The following is a 20,763-nucleotide window of genomic DNA, read 5'->3' as shown; positions in this document are numbered from 1 at the left end:
GATGGCCCTGGACACCGGATCCCTCGGCTCGTTCGGCGACCTCGCGGTCGCCCTGGGGATCCTGGAGCCGGGCGGTTCCGCCAACGCCTCGTGGTTCGAGGACCCGATGACGGGCGGCAGCTCCACCGGCTACGGCCTGAAGACGATCATGGCCGACCCCGCACAGCGGGCGGCACTGGTGCGGTTCGTCGACGAGGTGCTCGGCCAGCCGGACGCCCGCACCCGTGAGGGCGCCACCTGGGTGCCGCTGTTCGCCAACGCCGACCCGAGCGTGACGATCTACGCCGTCGTCCAGTCGGTCGGCACGGAGGCCCGCCTCGGCCTCGCGGTCGAGCACACCACGCAGGGCGCCGCGCCGACGGTGAGCACGCGGCTGCACGTCCCGCTGTTCCGGTTCGCCGACCGCGGCACCGGCCTGGGCACGGGGGAGACGCCCTGGCTGCTGCTCGGGCGCGAGGGCGGTGACATCGAGCTGTCCGTCGACGCGACGCTCCGCGACGACCCGCCGCTGCCGGACCAGGCGTCGCTCGGAGGCGTCGCCGCCACGGTCACGGTGGCGACAGGTGAGCCCGGCATGGGGTTCCAGCTCGAGCTGCGCGACCTCCAGCTGCCGGGCACGTCGACCCCGCGGACGTTCACCCTGGACGCCGCGTCGCCCGAGGAGCTCGGCACCGACCTGCTCGACCTGCTGGGCGGCCTGCTCCGCGCGCAGGCCGAGGCCCTGGCCGGCGACCCGGACTTCGCACCGTTCGCCGCCCTGGCCGGCATGCTCGGGCTCCGCGACGTCGCCGGGATCCCGCCGCTCCCGCTGGCCGAGCTGCCCACCCAGGGCGTCGGCGCCCTGGTCGGCTGGGCCGAGGACATCGTCGAGACCGAGTCCATCCGCAACGCCTGGCTCGGCCAGCTCGCCGACCTGATCGGCGGCGCGGTCGACACCGCGCGACGCGCCGTGACCCTCACGATCGGCGACCTCGCGCTGACGATCGGCGTCCGCGTCTCTCCCGGGACCGGCGGACACCCCGTCCTCGTGCCCTGGGTCGAGGCTGCCCTGCGCACCCAGGCGAGCGTCGTCGCCCGTGCCTCCGTGGACCTGCTGCGGGCGGACACGGGCAGCGGCCAGGTCTCGGCCGTCCCGGACGCCAGGGTCGAGGCCGTCTTCGGCTCCACCAGCAACAAGCTCATCGGCCCGGCGAACGCGACGCCGCGCGTGGACAGCGTGCGCGTCGGGCTCGCGCTGGACGCGGATCACCGACCCGTGTTCGCCCTGACCGCCACCGGTGTGCGGCTCACCGGCGACCAGGACGACCCGGTGGTCGACCTCGACCTCTCCAGCCCCCAGGCCGCGCTCGAGTCGGCCGGCACCGTGCTGGAGCAGGCTCTCGACGACGTGCTCGCGGGCCTCGGCCAGGCGACCGAGGCCGTACGTCTGGCGCTCGGCATCGACGCGCCGGCGGGAGTCGACGGACTGGACGCCGGCGCACTGCTCTCCGACCCGATCGGCGCGCTGCGGGCCTACTGGACGCGCCTCGTGGCGAACAGCGCCGGGACGCGTCAGGTCGTCGTGGCGCTGGGCCGGCTGGTCGCGGGCGTCGACGACGCGACCACCCTGGGCTCGGGCATCGAGACGGACCCGTGGCGGCTCGCGGTGCAGGAGCCGCTCTTCCTCGAGGTGTGGCTCAAGGACGGCGCCCTGCACGTCGACGTCGCCCTGTCGACCGACGTCGAGGTGCTCACCGACTACACGATCACCAGCGAGCTCGGCTTCGCGGCCCTGGTGCTGGAGCCCGGCGCCGGTCGCGTGTCCTTCGCCGGCGGGGCACACCTCGGGGGCACGCTGCGCCGGACCGACGCCGCGACCGCCCGGCTCGGCTTCGCCGACGTGGCCCTGGTCTTCGACAGCCTGGCTGTCGAGCTCGAGTGGCGTCCGACGATCGGCCTCCGGCCGCAGCTCACCGCGCCGGGCCTCGCCCTGGCGCTGCCGCCGTCCAACGACGCGTTCAGCCTCCTCACCGGCGACCTGCCGATCCCGCTCCCGCACCTGGACGAGGACGGACGCCTGACGCTGGACGGTCCCGACTGGGCCGCGGTCGAGGGCGCGATCGCCACGCTCGTACGCCGGCTCGGCGTACCCGTGCTGACCGCGGTCGCCGACCTGCTGGGCTGGTCGGGTCAGGGCGCTCGCCTGAGCCTCGCCGCGGTGTTCGAGGGGGACGCGGAGGCGGCGGTCGAGGCGTGGGTGACCGACCTGGTGCTCGACTGCGACCACGTGGCCTGGGCGCTCGGCCCCGTGGCCGCGCTGCTGAGCGGGTTCCGGCTCCACCGCCCCCTCGGCTCGGGGAACGCCGCCGACCCCTTCCGGTGCCCGGTCGCGGGCGAGGCGCGCGCCCCGGGGCTGCGGGTCTGGATGGATCCTGGTTGCGCGGTCCGGCGCACCGACGTCCAGCTCGACCTCGGCTCGCTGACCGGCAGCGAGCCGCCGGAGACCGACACCGTGGTCGGTGCGCTCCAGGCGGCCGGCCGGCTGCTGCCCGAGGTGGCCGACCTGCTGGTCGGTCGCGTCTCGCTGCGCGACGGCCTCGACCAGCTCGCGACGCGCTGGCTGCACACCGACGGCGTCGTCGGGGCGACGGTGCTGCCCGGCGGGCTGACCCCGACCGTCTTCGAGGGAGTCGGCTACGACACCCTCCTGGCGCTGGGCGGCGACGGGGCCCTGCTCGGGACCGTGCTCCCGGAGGCGGCCGCGGCCCTGCTGTCGTCGGTCGTCCACGTCTCGTGCGAGTCCTCGGAGTGGCTCGAGGACCGGGCCGCCGGCAGCGCCTTCGACCTGACCACCGGGTCGGGTCAGCAGGTGCCGTCCACGGGCGCGGGCCAGTGGTTCCTGCGGATCCCCACCCCGGCCGACGTCGCTGCGGCGCACCCCGACCTCGACCCGGTCGCGGCCCAGGCGGCGTACGTCGAGGCGGCGCTCGGCGTGCGGTCCACCGACGTCGTCCTGGTCGGGTACGGCGCAGCCGGCGCGGCGGCGATCCGCGCGGCCAACACCCGGGCGGCCGTCAAGCACGTGGTCACGGTGGGCGCGCCGTGGGGCGAGCTCGCGACCGACGCGCTGACGAGCGGCCTGTCCGGTGACGCGCTCCGGCTGCTGCTGCGGCTGCGCCGGTCCGGTGTGGACACCACGCCGGAGGCGCTCGTGGCGCACGAGTCGAGCCCGCTGGAGCGGATGCGGAGCATCGTCGGCCGGGCCGCCGAGGCCCGCCGGCCCGGCTCGCTGCCGGACGCCTCGCAGCAGCCACGCACCGGAGACTTCGAGGTGCACCCCGTCTTCGGATCCCTCGACGAGGCCGAGATCGCCCGCGGCCTGGGCGCGTACGTCGCGGACGGCCTCTCCACCCGCCTCGAGGCGCGGGTCGTCCCGGCGCCGTCGACGGTCACGGCCGTGCACTCCGGCCTGGACCTGCCGGTCCTCGACCTGAACCTCGGCGGGGTCCTGGTCGGCGTCGGCGGCGTCGTCGAGCTGTGCCGGGCGGAGCGCGACGGCGACGGCATCGCGGTCTCGTTCGTCCGCGGCGTCCGGATCGACCTGCACTTCGGCCTGGTCGACGGCTGGCTGGTCGGCGGACCCGGATCGACGACGGGCGCGGGCGACCTGCGCTGGATGTCCGCCACCGTGGACGTCCCGCTCGACGGGTCGCCCGGCACCGCCGAGCTCGTACTGCACGAGGCGACCGGCCTCGGGATCGACCGCGAGCGCTGGGTGGTGCGCATCGACCCCGACGACCCGGCACGCGATGCCGTCGTCCCGGAGATCCGTGGGCTGCTGTCCAGCGCCATGTCCCGGCTGACCACGGCGGAGCCGCACCTCGGCATCGTCTTCGAGCTCCTGGGCCTGCGCCGGGATCATGGCCTGGACCCGGCCGGCCTCGACCGGCTGCTCCACGACACGGCGGCGACCGTGCGCGAGCGCGTGGCCGCTGCCCCGGCCGCGCTGGCCGCCGAGCTGCGGGCGCTGATCACCGGCGCCGCCGGGTCCGGAACGGCCGTGAGCTGGACCGTCGGACCCGCACAGCTCGGGCTCGACCTCGCCACCGGCGGTGTCTCCGCCACGGTGGCGGCCGACCCGGTGTCGGTGACGCTCGCGGCGACCTCGACCTGGGCCCACGCGAGCCTGGTGGTCGGCTCGATCGACCCCGACCTCGGCGGGGTGCGGCTGGTCGCGGCCACCCCCGCGGCACCCGGCCAGGGCCTGACCGTGGTGGTCGAGGTGGGCCGGCCCGGCCAGCCCCTGCAGACGGTCGCGATCTGGCCCGCCCCGGACGCACCGGCGGTGCAGGACCTGGTCTCCCTCGTCGTGCCCGCCCTCGGGCTTCAGGGATTGGCCATCGGGGTCCTCGGGTCGGTCTCGGAGGCCGCCCGGCCGGTCGTCGTCGAGGTCCTCGACCTGCTCGGCATGCTCGAGGACGCCGGCACCGACCTGCAGCGGGTGCGGCTGCCGATCGCCGCGGTCGCCGACCCGGCGGCGTGGCTCGCCGCGCTGGCGCGGTCGGGGTCCACCAATCCGGCCGCGGCCGCGGTCGCGCTGCTGGACGCGCTCGCGGCGCTCGTCGTACCCGATCGCGGCGACGATCCGGGCTGGCCGTTCGTCGACGGCGTCAGCCTGGGCTACGCGGCGGTCGGCGAGCAGCTGCGGCTCACCCTGTCCGTGGCCCTCGACCTCGACCTCGGCGGCACCGGCGTGCTCACCGGCCTCGAGGCCGGGGTGCTGGTCGGCACCGGCGCACCGCCGCAGCCGGTCGTCGAGCTGAGCGTCGCGATCGACGGCGTGGGGGTCGCCCTCACGCTCGACCCCGGCCTCCGGATCAGCCTGCTGCGCGCCGCCCCGGCGCCGCCGCTGCCGATCTACCCGGAGGGGCCTGGCCTCAACGAGGCGCTCGGTGCGGCCGCCGAGTCCCTGGTGACCATGCTGCTCAACGAGCTCAAGAGCCGGACCGGCGGCCTCGAGGGCCGGGTCGCCGACCTGGTCGTCGCCCTCGGGGATGCGCTCGAGCTGCGCGAGGGTTCGGACTTCACCACCGAGCGGGTCGCCGCGTTCGCCGCGAACCCGGCGGCGGCGCTGGAGCAGCACCTGACCGCCCTCATCACCCAGGCGGCCGAGGTCATCGTCGCGGCACTGAACAGCCCGCTGGTCGGGGTGCTGCCCGCACCACCCGGCTCCTCGGCGGTCACCTTCACCTTCGGCAGCCAGGACTCTGTGTCCGTCACGATCGCCGACGACTCCCCGATGCCCACGGTGACCCTCGCGTGCTCGTGGACCATCCCCGACGTCGGCGACGTCGCGCTGGACGCCCTGGTCCTCTCCAGCGCGGGCGTCGACGTCACCGCCCGCCTCGGCCCGTTCCCCGTCGACGCCGGGCCGTGCGTCCTCCGGCCGGCCGCCACGATCCGCGCGGGCTCGGCCGCCGGCTCGGCCCGCATGATCGGCGTCGGGATCGCCCTCAACGGGCCCGACCCCGCCGCCCCCGACTCGCCCTTCGACGAGATGTCGGTCGAGATGCGGTGGAACCTCGACGCCACCCCGCCGGCGCTGTACGCCGTCACGCGGACCGGCCCCGGCATCGACGTCTCGGCGCCCAACGACCCCGAGGCCGGCCTGCGACTGCTGTCCCAGGCGATCGCGCTCGTCGGCGGGATCGTCGTGGACGCCCTCGACGAGCTGTTCGACGACCACCCGCAGGTCGAGGACGTGCTCGAGGGGGTGCTGTTCGAGAGCGGCCGGACCATCGACCCGACGTTCGGCGCCGACCTCATCGACCCCGACGCGCTGCTGCGCCGTCTCCAACGGCTGCTCTGGAACGCCACCGACGCCGGCCTCGAGCTCACCATCGACGAGACCGTGACCATCGGCATCGCCTCCAGCAGCGACGGCGACGACAGGATGCTCGGGATCAACGTGTCCCTGAAGGAGGGCAAGACGTTCGCCTTCCCGACTTCGGGCGTCAAGGTCGAGCTCGAGGTGGACGCGTCGTGGCTGGTCCCGGAGAAGGACGCCGGCCTCAGCGTCTACGCCGTGCACGCGGTCCGGAGCGGCGACGAGTTCACCTTCGAGTTCGAGCCCGGGGTGACCGTGGCGGGCGTCGGGCTGCGGTTCACGAACCTCAGCGGCCCGTTGCTCGACCTCAACGTGCTGTCCATCGACGGCGTCGCCGTGCACGTGTACGCCGAAGCGGTGAGCGCCGGCCTCGGCGGAGGTGCGCAGATCGAGCTGGCCGGCTTCTCGTTCGCCCCCGGCGGCAACGGCGACAACCCGGTCGCCAGCGGCATCATGAGCGACGCCGGTGCACAGGCGTCGCCGGCGACCCGCCCGAGCTTCTCGCCCGCCATCGCGATCCAGAAGCACCCCGAGGACACGGGGGTCCGGTTCTCGGTCCGCGCAGGCAAGCCACCGGGTCCCTGGTGGGTCATGGTCCAGCGCCAGCTCGGCCCGCTCTACGTCGAGCGCATCGGCTTCAACAGCACCGAGGCCGGTGGGCAGGTGACCTCGATCAGCCTGCTGTTCGACGGCCGCGTCGAGATCTTCGGGCTCACCGCCGCGGTCGACCAGCTCTCCATCTCGTGGGACGGCGGCGAGGTCACCTCGGTCGAGTCGTGGTCGGTCGACCTCATGGGCCTGGCGATCTCCGCCGACATGGGTGGCGTGGTGCTGGCCGGCGGGCTGCTCAAGACGCTGGTCGGCGAGCCGCCCGGCCAGACGCCCGGCTACGTCGGCATGCTGCTCGGCCGGTTCGGCGTCTACGGCCTCAGCGTCTTCGGTGGCTACACCAGCCTGAACGGCGACCCGTCGTTCTTCGTGTTCGGTGGCTTCAACGGGCCGATCGGTGGCCCGCCGGCCTTCTTCCTCACCGGCATCGCCGGCGGTCTCGGCATCAACCGCGGCCTGGTCATCCCGGACGACCCGGCGCAGTTCCCGACGTACCCCTTCATCATCGCGCTCGACCCCGCCGCCGAGATCGGCGACCCGATGGAGCGGCTGCGGGAGCTGAACGTCTTCTTCCCGCCGGAGCTGGGCACGTTCTGGTTCGCCGGCGGCATCAGCTTCACCTGCTTCTCGCTCGTCGACGGCGTGGCGGTCGTGGCCGTGGCGTTCGGCAAGGTCGGCCTCGAGATCAACCTGATGGGCCTGGCGCGGATGGCGCTGCCGCGCCCGCAGGCGGCGCTGGTCTCGATCGAGCTGGGCCTGCTCGTGCGGTTCTCCACCGCCGAGGGCGTGTTCATGATCCGCGCCGCGCTGACCGACAACTCCTGGCTGCTCTACCCGGAGATCCGGCTCACCGGCGGCTTCGCGTTCGCGCTGTGGTGGAAGGGGCCGCTGGCGGGCCAGTTCGTGCTCACGCTCGGCGGCTACCACCCCGACTTCCACCGCGACGGCTACCCGGTGGTCCCGCGGCTGGGTCTCGTCTGGCGGGTCACCGACGACATCTACATCAAGGGCGAGAGCTTCTTCGCCCTGACGTCCGAGGCGCTGATGGCCGGCGTGCGGGTCATCGCCGTCGCCGACTTCGGCTGGGCCTGGGCACGCGCCGACTTCGGCGCAAAAGCGCTCGTCTACTTCGACCCGTTCTACTTCGTCGCCGAGGCGTGGGCCCGGGTGTCGGCCGGCATCGAGATCGAGACCTTCCTGGGCGACATCAGCATCAGCGTGACCCTCGGCGCGCGGGTGAAGGTCGAGGGACCCAAGTTCCGGGGCGAGGTCGAGGTCGAGGTCGGTCCCTGCACCGTGACGGTGCCGTTCGGCGAGCGCAGCGACAAGCGGACGCCCAAGCTCGACTGGAACCAGTTCGTCCCGAAGTACCTCGAGGAGGCCTCCGGGGGAGTGGCCCGGGCGCTCACCGGCATCACCGGCAGGGGGACGCTGCCGTCCGCCACCGGGGGCGCCCAGTCGGTGCCCACCCCCGACGGCACCTTCGCGCGTCCGTACGACGTCCACGCGGAGTTCGAGATCACGTTCACGACCACGGTGCCGACCCGGGTCTTCGACACCGGCCCGGGGGCCGACGCGACCGTGACCGTGACGCGCTCCGACGGCGCGGCCGCGACGCTCGGGCTCAAGCCGATGGGCAAGGGCGCGCTGACCTCCACGCTCCGGCTCACGCTCGACAAGCAGGCCGGCTCCGGCTGGCAGCCGCACGGCGGACTCGCGTCGATGGAGCAGCACCGCGAGGTGACCAGCGGCTCCTTCCCGATGGGCGTCTGGGCCGCTCCCGACCGCGACCTCAACACGTCACCGGCGCTGCCGACGGGTGACGTGATCAACGCCGGCACCCAGGTGCGGCTCGAGGCCCAGGCGGAGTCGCTCGTCGTCGGCCCGGAGATCGACTACTACACGGTCGACGCCGGGCGCCGGCCGCTGCCGCTGCAGCAGACCACGGGCATCGACCGCCAGTCGATGGTCGACCTCGGCGTCGACGTCGACCTGCCCGACGTCGCCGTCCCGGACGACGCCCTGAGGTTCGCGGAGGCCCGGCTCTTCGCCACCCCGTCCGCCGTCGCGGTGCCGGGCCTGCTGGCGCGCGGCACCCGGAGCAACCTCGCGCACGCCGGCTACCGCAACGACGTCTCGGCACCGCCCCTCGTCGGCCGGCTGACCGACGGCCTCGCCGTCGACAACACCCCGGACGCCGACGTGATGGTGCAGGACCCGAAGGCGCCGGCGACGCCACCGGCCCAGCGCGACCCGCGGGTCGTCGGCTACCTCACCGGGGGCAGCAAGGTCGCGGCGCGCGAGGCGCGGACGACGGTCAGCGGCTCGACGGTGAAGCGCCGTACGGCGCCCACGACCGCGTCGGTGGGCGCGCGTCTCGGCCGGCGGTTCGCGGTCAACCTCGACGTCGTGCCGCCGCCCGGCGCCGTGGTGGGCAAGACGTTCACCCCGTCGGTCCTGCCGTTCACCGCCGCCGTCGGCACGCCCCGCTCCTACGGCATCGGCGTCGGCCCCGCGAGCGACCGCGTCGGCGGGCTGTCCGGCCTGTCGGGCATCGCACCCAAGGGCGCGCGTGCCGCTGCCGCCGCCGGTGTCGCGAAGGCCGACGGCGACGCGCCGACCCTCGGCTCCGGCGACATCGTCGCGCTGCAGCTCCCCGACCACGGCGCCGACGTCTCCGCGGACCGTCCGGCCCTGGACCTCGGCGGCACCGCGCGCCTCGTGTGCCTGCGCGGCGACGGCACCGTGCTCCGGGACGCGGTCGTGTCCGGCACCCAGGAGGTCCCGGCCGGGAGCGAGCTGGTCGTGATCCAGGCCGACGGCGTGGTCGGCGCCCTCGACGGGCTCGCCGGCTGGCACACCCGGTCCCGGGTCGCCGCGGTCGGGTCCGGCACCGGCATCGCGGCCGGCTGCGTCCTCGACGTCGAGCAGCCCGAGACGCAGCGGGGCGTCACGTGGACCACCGCCGGCGAGCTGACCAGGGGAGCGGTCTCGGTGACGACCCGCTTCTCCGAGCCGGTGAGCCTGGTGGTCGTCGTGGTCGAGGTGGACGACCCCGAGCGGGTCGGCGACCTCGGCCTCGAGCTCATCGGCGCGACGAGGGCGACCTCGGGCGGCGTCCAGGTCGAGGCGACCCTGCTGGTGAACGGCACCCAGTCGGTCGCGGTCTACCCCGTGGTCGCGGACCAGCGGGACGCCGGCGTGACCGTGCGGGTCGTGGCCGGCGGCGGCTGGCGGGTGACCGGGATCCTGGGCGGCACCGCCGGGGTGACCGACACGGTCGCGGCGCTGCGCCGGCGCGGCGTCGCCGGCTCGGCCGGGCGACTGCTGTCGGCCGACGGCGCCGGCTGCCGCCCGGTCTGGGTGTCCGCGGTCGAGGTCAAGCGCGCCGCGCGGGCGGACATGAAGGCGGCGGCGACGAAGGCGGCAGCGACGAAGGCCGTGTCGAAGAAGGCCGTGTCCAAGAAGGCCGTGTCGAAGAAGGCCGTGTCGAAGAAGGCGGCGTCGAAGGCGACCGCCGGGTCGGGCGGAGGTCGCCGTGGGCGTCGGTAAGGGCAAGTTCCTCCTGTACTCCAAGATCGACCCGCCGCTGACCGCCGGCACCTACCGGTTCACGGCGAAGCAGGTCCTCGGCGCCGAGGGGATGGACGAGGACGACCTCCGGGTCGAGCAGCTCGAGACGCACGTCCGGGTCCGGTCGCCGCTCTACGTGCTGCCGCCCGACCAGGTGCTGTCGACCTTCCCGCCGGCCGGGCGGGAGGGAGCGTTCGGGGCCCGGCTGCCGCAGATCGTGATCAAGCGGAGGACGCTCCCGTGGGAGCGCGACCTCGACCCGATCGACATGGCCCAGGTCGATCCGGAGGCGGAGCTCGACGACGCGCCCTGGCTCGCCCTGGTGGTCGTCGCCCAGGGCGAGGCGGAGCTCAAGCCCAACCAGCCGATCGACCAGTGCGTCACGCCGGGGGTGACCATCCCGGGGCTGGCCGACGCCGAGGTCGGCAACGCGCTGCACATCCGCAAGTCGATGGTCGACCGGATCTTCCCGACCCAGCAGGAGGTGCACCTGCTCGCCCACGCCCGTCAGGTCGACCTCGACGACACCGAGCTGATGATGGGCGACGACGACGGGTTCCTCTCGGTGGTGATCGCCAACCGGTTGCCGCTCCCGGGCCGCGGTGACGACGGCGAGGACGTGCCGGTGAAGTACCTCGCGTGCCTGGTGAACCTGTGCGGGCAGTTCCACTCGCTGCCGCCGAAGGCGCCGACACCCCCGGCCGACGTCCTGGTCACCACGTTCCCGCTCGTGCAGCTCGCCACCGAGGTCACGGTCGCGACCCAGGACAAGCTCGTCATGGGGACGTTGCCGCCGCAGGCGCTCGACGTGCTCCCCAAGGCCGACGTGAGCGGCACCGTGATCCGCACCAACGTGGTCAACCCGCAGGCGAAGGCGGCGTACGAGGCGCAACCCGGCTGGGGCGCGACCAGCGCGTCGCGCGGCACCAAGGACCTGTACGTCGAGATGGCGCGGGACTTCGGCCGTGGGGGAGCGGTCAGCCTCGACCCCGACCGGATCATCGCCGCCCTCGACCCGGTGCTGCGCTTCCCCGTGCTCATCCACTGGAGCTTCACGTCCTTCGGCGACGAGACGTTCGAGTCCCTGATGAAGGGCCTGGACTCCGGCCTGCTGGGGACCCGGGGAGCACCGAACCCGGACAAGCCGAAGGAGAACCCCGAGAGCTCGCCCGGCCGGCTGCCGCTGGAGGTCGTCGAGACGGGTCACGTCGGCCTGCCGCACCGGTTGCGCCGGGGCGACGAGGTGCGCTCCTGGTACCGCGGGCCGCTCCTGCCGCACCCCGCCGACGAGGCGGCGGACCGGCTGCCCCTCGCCCACGCCGCCGACCAGATCCGGGTGGTCGTGCCCGACGGCCGGGAGGACGTCTCGCTGGCCGCGGCGTTCGAGATCGGTCGGCTGCTCGGGCTGTCGCGGCCGTCGATGGTCGCGGCGCTCATGCGCTGGCGCCAGCTGGGGTTCCAGCAGGCCCGGCTCGCGGGCGTCGTCGGCAGCGGCATCCTCGACGGCCTCGCGGACGTCATCGGGGACGTCGACCGGTTCCTCGGTGGGCGACTGGGTGCCGCCGTCGCCGAGCACATCGTCGCGTCGCCGGAGGACATCCTCGGCAACCCAGCGCCGCTCGTCACCGCCGGCGTACCGGTGCTCGACGAGGCGCCCAACAAGGTCCTCGCGCGCGGACTCGGCCTCCCGGCGGCGGCGTTCGAGGGAGAGCCGGGCCTGGTGCTGGAGAAGCTGCGGGGAGCCGAGGTGAAGCTGCCCGGGCTCGACCTGCAGGTGCAGCCCGGCCTGCTCAAGGACGCGCTCGCCGCCACGCTCGACGCCCGCTTCTCGCGCGCCAGCATCGCCGCGCTCGCGCCCACGCTGACCGAGGACGTGCTCACCGACGTGAGCGGCGTCCCCCTCGACCTCGGCCTGGCGCTCGGCGGGCTCGACCTCGGGCCGGCCGTGCTGGGCGGCCTCGCGCCGGGCCCGATCGAGAGCGGCGCCTTCCAGCCGCACGGCAAGGGCGTCGACGCCCTCGACGGCCTCATCGAGGAGCAGGACCGGCTGGCCGACGAGGCGGACGACGAGGGCGGTGCCTGATGCTCTTCAAGTACAACCACCAGGACGCGATCGAGCTGACCCAGGCGATGCTGTCGCTGGCTCCGGACGTGGTCGCCACGACCCCCGAGGACGACGACGATGACGGCGTCATCCCGGCCGAGCTGCGGCGGTGGCTGGTGCAGCTGCGGCTGCTCGAGCCGGTGCCCTTCGCCTACCTCGTCGCCGACTCCGACCTGCTGCCGCTCGAGTCGATCCGCTGGTTCTACCTCGACCGCCGCTGGACCGATGCGCTCGTGCAGGGCGTGCTGTCGGTCGGCACCGCCAACAGCGACGACCGCACCCACCTGGCGGCGCAGTACCCGGCCATCCGTGACGAGCTCGACCGCGAGGAGCGCAACCGCCGCCGCGCCCGGACCGACCCCCGGCTCGACGGAGGCGGCGGACCGGTCAGCGGCTTCGTGCTCCGCTCGAAGGCCGTCTCCGGCTGGCCCGCGGTCCACGTCCGCGCGTTCAGCGGCGACCCCGCCGCCGGTGCGGCGAAGGACACCGACAACCCCCCGAACGACATGGAGGTGCGGCTGCTGCGGCTGGAGCGCCTCGCGCCGGCCGTCCTCCTCTGCCTCTTCGACGGCATCCCGCGCACCGTGCACATCGAGGAGCCGCGCCAGGGCGTGCAGTTCGGGTTCGACATGACGAACCAGCCGGGCGGTACGACGAAGGCGCAGCTCGAGGTCCGCAACGCGGAGACGTTCGAGTACGTCCGTCCCCGACGGATGCTCGACGTGAAGTTCCGCCACCGCGGAGCCAGCGGCGTCGTCGACATCAAGCGCCTCGAGGACGAGCTCGCCGACATCGACGACACCCTCGGTCCCGACGACGAGATGAACAGCGGCGAGTACGCACTCCAGCTCGTCCAGTTCCCGTGGCGCCAGGTGTGGGGCGACATGGCCAACGCGGACGAGCCGGCAGCCAACGAGGAGCTGGTCTTCAAGCCGGTCATCAGCTACCGCGCCATCGTCCGCGACGCGTTCCTGAAGGGGGACTGATGCCCGAGTTCCGGATCGGCTCGTCCCTCGCCGAGGTGGCCGTCGCCTCGCGCCGCTTCGAGGTGCTCAGCAAGCTCAACGTCGACGTGGCGACGATCGCGACGTGGGACCGGACCCTGTCACGGCGCACGCGCATCCTGGTCCCCATCGACGTGCAGGCCTACGTCGTACCCGCCGGCGGGAGCGAGCCGACGGTCGACGTCGTCGGCGACCCCGACACCGATCCGGCGCCGTTCGCGGCCGGTGCCGTGCGGCCCGAGGGCGTGCACCTGCACTGGGCGCTGCCCGACGCGCTGCTGGTGGCGGAGCGCGCGGACCCGGCCGTGCGGACGCCGGTGCTGCCGGTCCTGCCGGACCAGTGGGTGGTGGTGCGGACCCTCCAGCCGAACGGCCAGACCCAGGTGCTGGCCACCGGCTGGGTGATCGACGCGCGCGCGAAGACCGTGACGCCGCTGCCGTCGTTCACCGGCGCCGTGCCGCCGCCCGCCGGCGCGGTGGACCCCCTCAACGGCTTCTCCCTGGGCGCGCACTGGACCTCGTGCTACTCGGCGAGCGCCGGCCGCTTCGCGTTCCACGACCCGCTGACCGACCTCGACAAGCTCCGCGCGGTCGCCACCGACGGCTTCGCCGGCGACCAGGCCGTCTACACGGTCGCGGGCTGGTGGAGCGACGCCGCGGCCGACCCGGTGTCCGGCGCGCGGGGCATCGCCGGCCTCGACGCCGTGCTGGCCGGCCTGCGGTGGGGCATCGACCACGAGCTCGGCGACAGCTACCTCGAGGAGCCGGACACCCGCGAGGTGCGCACCGAGGTCGAGGCGGGCCTGGCGCGCCCGCGCGTGCACCCGGTGACCGAGATCTTCGGCAGTGACGGACGACGGATCGAGGGGGTGCTCGGCACGGACCTCTCCTCGGGCACGCCGTTCGTCAACGCCCTGCGCACGTCGCACGGCGACTCCCTGCCGCGCTTCGACTCCCTGCTGCACGGCAGCGTGATGGGGGTGCCGGTCGGCGCGCTCCCGGCTGCCGACGACCGCCCGGACCCCGCCGACCTCACCCTCGCCGTCGGGTCGGACATCGACGACGTCATCGCGGCGATGGGCGCCGACGGCGTGGGACTGGGGGCCGACCAGCGCCGCGCGGCGGAGGACCTCCTGGCAGCCTTCAGCCACGGCCTGGTCGCCGAGCTCGGCACGCCGGACGGCCTCGACCAGCTCGGCAACCGCGAGCACGAGAGCGGGTTCTGGTCGCTGCCCGGTGGCCCGGTCCCCGGGATGCGGCCCGACGTGCTCCAGGACCAGGTCGCCCAGGGCGCGGACCCGATGACCGTGGGCCGCCACGGTCGGGCGGGCCGGTCCCGCGCTGCCGACAAGGGTCTGACCGTGCCGGTCCTCGAGTGGCGGCAGAAGGCGGACCTGATCAGCCGCACCACGCACCCGAAGGCCGGGCGGACGACCGGCAACCCGCGCGTCTCCGACGTCGGCGAGGCACCAGCGCCCCCAGCGCTGCGCGAGGTGGTCAAGGCGCCGCCCCGCTACTTCCGGCCCGCGCCGCTCGTGCTCGCGGTGCGTGGCGCGAAACCGAGCCACCGGCACCACGGCGACGGCCTGTTCAACAGCGAGGGCACGCTCGTGTGCCGCTACCCGCGGGCGGCGGTGCCGCGCTACCGGGGCGTCGTCGAGGGTTCGCGGGTGCTGCCGACGCTCGGGTCGGGCGCGGTCCCCGCCGAGGTGCTGACGGTGGTGCGCGAGGCGGTGCTGCTCAACCCCTACGGACGGGAGTGGCTGGCGGCGGCCGCCGCGCCGAGCGGCGACCCAGGGGTACGGGCCGCGGTCAAGACCCGGCTCGACGCCGAGATGGTGCGCCTCTTCGGCAGCGAGGGCAGGTACGACGGCACGAGCCACGTCGCGTTCGTCGAGCCGAAGGCCGCCTCCACGTGGCGGGAGGTCGGCGCCCAGCGGGTCGCGCTCGAGGAGCAGATCTCCGCCGTCATCGCCGGCGCCGCGATCGCCGACGGGCAGCCGCCGAGCCCGGTGGCGATCACGACCTGGCGCCAGCCCTGGGTGCCCGTCTGGCTGGAGTGGCGGGTCACGGTGACCGGGACCGCGACGATGCGCGGTTGGGAGCTGGCCGGCCACGACCTCGAGCCGGAGCCCGACGCCGCGCCCGGCACGGTGCTGGTGCGGGAGCTGACCGGCCGTGCGCTCGTCGGCCGGGGCGTCGGAGAGACGCTCCGGGCCGCGGTGCAGGCGTGGTTGGCCAGCGAGGCCCAGCGCCAGGTCACGCCGGGACGCACGGCGTACGGACAGGGCAGCGCGATCCAGCAGCTCGCCGACCTCGACCACCCGCTGGACCTGGTCAGCGCCTCGCTCGACGGGCTGCGCGAGCAGCTGCTCGGCATCGACTTCGTCGGGGTCGTGAAGCGCAAGGACGGCAAGCCCGTCGCGGGCGCGCTGCCGGTGCCGCTGCTGGGCGGCACGGTGCGCGTCGAGGAGGTGCGGCTCGTCGACGCCTTCGGCCGCTTCCTCGAGCTGCCCGACGCGGCGTTGGACGCGCTGCGCACCACCCTCGAGCTCGAGACCGACGCGGACCGGACCCTGCGGCTGCGGCCCCGGCTCCTGCACGCGGCCCGGTGGCTGTGGCGGATGGTCGATCCGGCGCAGCCGGCAGGGACGGCGCCGGAGCTGGTCAGGGAGGCCTTCGTCAACCAGGCCGCACCTGCCTCGGCGGTGAACCCGGTGTCGGGCTTCCTGCTGCCCGACCACATCGACGAGGCCCTGGAGGCGTTCACGGTCGCGGGCCGACCCATCGGCGAGGTGCTGCACGACCCGGTGACCAACGCGGTGACCTGGGAGTGCGCCCCCGGTCGGCCGGTGCCGCCGGACGCCGGGCCCCTGGTGGACATCGCCGCCCAGGAGAGCGTCGTCGCGCAGATCGCGGTGGGGATGATCCGCGCCGACGCGGCTGCCCGCGCGCTGCCGGAGCCGCCTCACGACACGGCGCTCACGGCGTTCCTGCGCGCCGTGGACAGCACGCTCTGGTCGGTCGACACCTTCGCCAGCCTCGGCGACAGCACGCTGGCCGGCCTGGTCGGCCGGCCGATCGCAGTCGTGCGCACCATCCTGGCGCTCGACGCCCCTGACGACGCCGACGAGCTCACCCTCGAGGGCCACACCGCGGAGGCGCGGCGGGCCGCCTTCGACGCGCTGGCCGCCGAGGACTTCGAGGTGCAGCTCGGCACGCTCGGCCGGGCCGACGACACCCTCCTGGGCTACTACCTCGACGACGACTTCGAGACGTTCTACGTGGTCGACAAGGTGGTCGCCGAGCTCGCGCGGCTGCGGCCGACCGGTCGCCACGTCGGCCACCTCGGGGTGCTGGGCGCGCCCGTCGCCGAGGACCCGGTCGACCTCGACCACCCGTACCTGAGCGAGGCCGGCCGGCTCGTGTTGCGCCGGGGGGAGACCCGCAGCCTCACCCTGCTGATGATCCCCGGCGGGCGGGTGCACCTGACGTCGGGCATCCTGCCGCGCAAGGACCTGGCGCTCGCCGACGCGTGGTTCGGGCCGGGCCTGAAGAAGCTGATGCCTTCGCTCCGGGTCGGTCCGCTCCTGGTCGACCCCGGCGAGGTCCGGCTGCCGCTCGTGAGCATCCTCGGCGAGAACCAGACCTTCACGCGGCGCACCGGAACGCTCGCCTGGAAGGACGACCCGATCCTCGCGGCGACGCAGACCGCCTACCTCCCGCGCCAGCCGCACGAGGTGCAGGAGGGCTGGATCCGGGTGACGCCCGAGGAGGATCCGACATGAGTCCCGCCCTGCGCCGCGAGATGTTCAACGCCTCCCGGGCCGGCACCTTCGACGAGGTCGACGTCGCCGAGGCGGTCGCGGCCCACCGCGTCGAGGAGCTGCCCGACCTGGCTCCCAAGAAGGCGGGCAGGAAGACGACCAAGAAGGCGACCAAGAAGGCGGGCCGGAAGGCGCGCGCGGTCGACCCCGACGAGCTCGACGAGCTCGACGGCGTCGAGGCCAAGGTCTGGGCGACGAACGACAACCAGCGCTGGGTGCCCATCGGCCCGTCCGTCGTACGGCGTGGGCAGGCGAGCGGCCGGCCCCGCGTGATCGGTCGGATCCGCGACCTGGCCGTCAGCAGCGACGGCCTCCGGGCGTACGCCGCCAGCGGCATGGGCGGGGTCTGGTACACCGGCGACGCCGGCCACAGCTGGGCGCCGATCGGCGGATGGACGCCGCTGAGCCCGTTCGCCGGCGGCAACTTCAACCCGCGGTCGGTCGGCTGCCTCCTCGTGGACTTCGACCCCGGCGGCAACCCGGCCAACGACTTCGTCGTGGTCGGCACGGGGGAGCCGCCGCCATTCCCGACCTCCGCCGGCCAGGGCTTCTTCGGAGGCCTCGGCGTGCTCGCGAACCGAGGTCCCGCGACCGTCCCGATCGACCAGAACCCCTGGGAGGCGCGGCCCGACGCGGAGGTCCGTCGCTTCGAGGGGATCGGCTTCTACCGGATGGCGCGCCGCCCCGGGCGGGTCGCCGGCAGCCTGGCCGCCGGCACGGTGGACGACCTCCTCGCCGCGACCAGCGGAGGGCTCTTCCGGGGCACCCGCGTCGCCGGGCCGACGTACACCTGGACGCGGGTGACGAGCGTCGACGCGCTGGCGGGAGTCGTGGCCGGGCAGGCCGTGAGCGACGTGCTCTGGCACTCGAGCGGCCGGATCCTCATCGCGGTGCACGGCTCCGTGCCTCCCGGTCCGGTGCTTCCCGGTGGCGTCGCGTTCAGCGCGGACAACGGGGCGACCTGGACCTGGCTGAACGGCTGCAGCCCGCTGCCCGCGCCGGGGTCCCAGGTGCAGGGACGCAGCAGCCTCGCGGACGTGCCGGGCACCAACACCGTGTACGTGCTCACGCCGCTGCCGCCGCCCGCCGTGGCGAACCCGCCCACCGACACGCCGGCGGTCTTCCAGATCCCGAACGTCACGGCCGGCACCCCCGCGGCGACCGCGGTCGGCAACGTGCCGGCGGCCCTGTGGGGCGGGCAGGCCTGGTACGACCAGGCGATCGTCGCGGACCGGGTCGCCGGGGTGGACCGGCTCTACCTGGGCGGCAACTTCTTCCAGGACGCCGCCGGCGACTTCCTCGGCGGGGTGTGGTGCTTCGACGTCGCCGCCGGCCCCGCGCTCGCGGCCGTCAACGGCATCTCCACCACCGCCGCCCCGGCGCCGCCCCTGCCGATCGCCGGCGCGGGCGCCGACGCCGCCGGGCTGGTCGGCAACAACATCCACCCCGACATCCACACGATCCGGCTCGCGGGCGCGGCCGGCGCCCGGCACGTCTGGGTGGGCTGCGACGGCGGCGTGTTCGTGTCCCGGCAGAACGGCCGGGCGCACACGTTCGCCTCCCGCTGCAACGGGCTGGCCGCCGTGCAGCCGACGTTCCTCTCCCAGCACCCGACGTCGAGCCACTTCGTGGCCTGCGGCTTCCAGGACGCCGGCATGCAGGTGCGGTCGGGGGACACCGTCTGGGAGAAGGTCGCCCTCGGCGACGGGGGCGGCACGGTCTTCCACCCGACCCGGCCGCAGCACATAGTGAGCCAGGCCTTCGGCCACGGCTGGCGCAAGGTCCCCGACGCGAACTTCACGATGCCGACCCGCACCAACGCGCCCCTCGACACCGAGAACGGGATCGCGCTCTTCTACTCCGGCGCCGCGGCCGTCGCCACCGGCGCGACCACGGCGCGCATCGCCGTGGGCACCAGCCGGGTCTGGCTGACCGCCGACGTCGGCGGCGCGGCGACCAACACCTGGCGGGTGATCCCGTTCGCCACCGTCGCCCCCGGCCTGGCCGCGGCCGACCCGCGCGACAACGCCGGCAACGACCTCCAGCCGAACTTCGGCGTGCCGTCGCTGGTCGCCGGCGACGTCGCCGGCGGCATCGGACCACTCGGTGGGGTCGTCACGATGCGCTGGGTGACGAACCAGCACCTCCTGGTGCTCTATGCCAACGGCGTCGTCCGGTACGTCGAGAACGCCGGCCGCTGGACCGCCACCGTCGTCCTGCAGACCGGCACCCAGCCGGCGACCTCGGCTGCGGCGGGCACCACGATCCTCACCGACATCCTCCCCGTGCCGGAGGGCGGCGGGATGGACTTCTACCTGACGACGACGGGGGACGCCGGCAACCCGGCGGTCGACACCTGCTACCTCTTCACCGGCGGCGCGTTCGTCCCGACCGGGCTGCGCAACGTGCTGCCGGTGCCGCCCGGCTCGCCCGTGGGCGCGGCGCGACCGATCGAGCCGGCGTACTCGGTCGCCGTGGACACGACGGCGCCCGGAACGGTCTACGTCGGCACGGTGACCGGCGTCTGGACGCGCGCCCATCCGACCCCACCCGCCACGCCCTGGAACCGGTTCGACAACGGCCTGCCGCAGGCCGCGGTCCAGGACCTGTCGATCTGGACCGACCCCGCCGGCGCCGCCGGCTCCCCACGGCTGATGCGCGCCGCCGTGCAGGCGCGCGGCGTCTGGGAGGTGAACCTCGCGGCCGCCGAGCCGTCCCGCACCTACGTGCGCGTGCACGCCCGCGACGACCGGCGGATCTTCCCCACGCCGATGGCGAACCCCCGGCGCGGCGCGGGCGCGGCCGAGGAGAACACCTTCGAGAGCCCGGACGTCGTGGTCCGCCCCCGGGCGTCGGCCGGGATCGCGCCGACGTGGCGGTTCGGGGCGGCCGGCCGGATCGCCCAGGGCACCACGCAGCTCTACCAGCTGTGGACCTTCCAGACCGCGTTCCGCTGGATCCACCCCTCGGTCGTGGCCGACGGGCAGTGGACCGACACCTTCGGGGACCTGGTCGAGCTCGAGCGAGCGACCCGCGGGCTCCCGGCAGCGCCGACGAACCCGCCGGGCCAGCGCTTCATCGACCAGGCGCTGTGGACCGCGGTCGTCGGCGGCACCCGGGTCGACCCCGCGACCGGCCTGGTCTCCGGGAACGCCGCACACCCGCTCGCGGTCTACCGCCCGGCCTGGCACACGCCCGCACGCACGCTGACCGGCGTGCTGCGCCCGATCGTGCCGGCGACCGAGGTCGACCTTGTCGAGACCGTCCAGCCGCGCTCGGTCGTCGGCGGCATCTGGCAGGTGCACTCGGAGCCGTCGACCGTCGACATCCTCCTCCACCACCGCGACATGCGCGCGGTGGCCGAGAACGGTGCCTTCGCGATCCTGCTGCACCGGTCGGGGGCGAGCAGCGACACGCTGCTCAACAGCCCGGGGGGCGACCTGGCCGCCTTCGGCCAGGACCTCGCGGCCGGCAACCCGCACGCCACGCCGGCGGGGTGGACCCTGGTGAACGCGCCGGACGGGACGCCCCTGCACCGGCTGCCCACCACGCTCGACGCGCGGATGCCGCGTGCGGTCTCCGTCGACGTCGACCTCACCGGGGTGCCGCGCAACCACTTCGTGCTGTTCCTCGCCATCGTGGCCTCGACGGGAGACCGGTGCGCCGAGGCGCCGCACGCGCTCCCGGCCTCGCCCACCGTGCGCCAGGTCTCGCGACGCTGGCCCTACGCCGCGCTCCGGCTCGTGCAGGTCACGCCGCGACCAGGCCCGTGAGCGGAGC

General features: G+C 74.6%; 5 protein-coding genes. All 5 read left to right on the top strand.

Annotated elements, in window-relative coordinates:
* Position 1: 1 nt before the first annotated feature.
* The 5 genes from HZF07_RS04395 to HZF07_RS04375 are packed head-to-tail and all read left to right on the top strand — an operon-like array spanning position 2 to position 20,756.
* The gene (locus HZF07_RS04395; RefSeq protein WP_157347225.1) at positions 2-10,027 is read left to right on the top strand and encodes a DUF6603 domain-containing protein; all 10,026 of its coding nucleotides are present in this window, start codon (positions 2-4) and stop codon (positions 10,025-10,027) included.
* On the top strand, positions 10,014-12,131 hold the full coding sequence (locus HZF07_RS04390; RefSeq protein WP_157347223.1) for a hypothetical protein: 2,118 nt from the start codon (positions 10,014-10,016) through the stop codon (positions 12,129-12,131). The genes HZF07_RS04395 and HZF07_RS04390 overlap by 14 nt, the downstream gene beginning before the upstream one ends.
* Entirely contained in the window at positions 12,131-13,138 is a 1,008-nt protein-coding gene (locus HZF07_RS04385) for a hypothetical protein (protein WP_157347221.1), read from the top strand. Before HZF07_RS04390 ends, HZF07_RS04385 begins: the two co-directional genes overlap by 1 nt.
* Positions 13,138-16,944, top strand: a complete 3,807-nt coding sequence (locus tag HZF07_RS04380; RefSeq protein ID WP_157347219.1) for a hypothetical protein — start codon at positions 13,138-13,140, stop codon at positions 16,942-16,944. The genes HZF07_RS04385 and HZF07_RS04380 overlap by 1 nt, the downstream gene beginning before the upstream one ends.
* Entirely contained in the window at positions 16,941-20,756 is a 3,816-nt protein-coding gene (locus HZF07_RS04375; protein ID WP_157347217.1) for a hypothetical protein, read from the top strand. Before HZF07_RS04380 ends, HZF07_RS04375 begins: the two co-directional genes overlap by 4 nt.
* Positions 20,757-20,763 lie beyond the last annotated feature (7 nt).

Source organism: Nocardioides agri (assembly GCF_013778305.1).
Lineage (GTDB): Bacteria > Actinomycetota > Actinomycetes > Propionibacteriales > Nocardioidaceae > Nocardioides > Nocardioides agri.
This window is presented reverse-complemented; position numbering and strand designations above follow the sequence as displayed.

What these genes read in the sequence shown, in the direction of transcription:
- HZF07_RS04385 (WP_157347221.1), top strand. Translation starts at nt 12,131, where the DNA reads ATGCTCTTCAAGTACAACCACCAGGACGCGATCGAGCTGACCCAGGCG.
- HZF07_RS04380 (WP_157347219.1), top strand. Translation starts at nt 13,138, where the DNA reads ATGCCCGAGTTCCGGATCGGCTCGTCCCTCGCCGAGGTGGCCGTCGCC.
- HZF07_RS04395 (WP_157347225.1), top strand. Translation starts at nt 2, where the DNA reads ATGGCCCTGGACACCGGATCCCTCGGCTCGTTCGGCGACCTCGCGGTC.
- HZF07_RS04375 (WP_157347217.1), top strand. Translation starts at nt 16,941, where the DNA reads ATGAGTCCCGCCCTGCGCCGCGAGATGTTCAACGCCTCCCGGGCCGGC.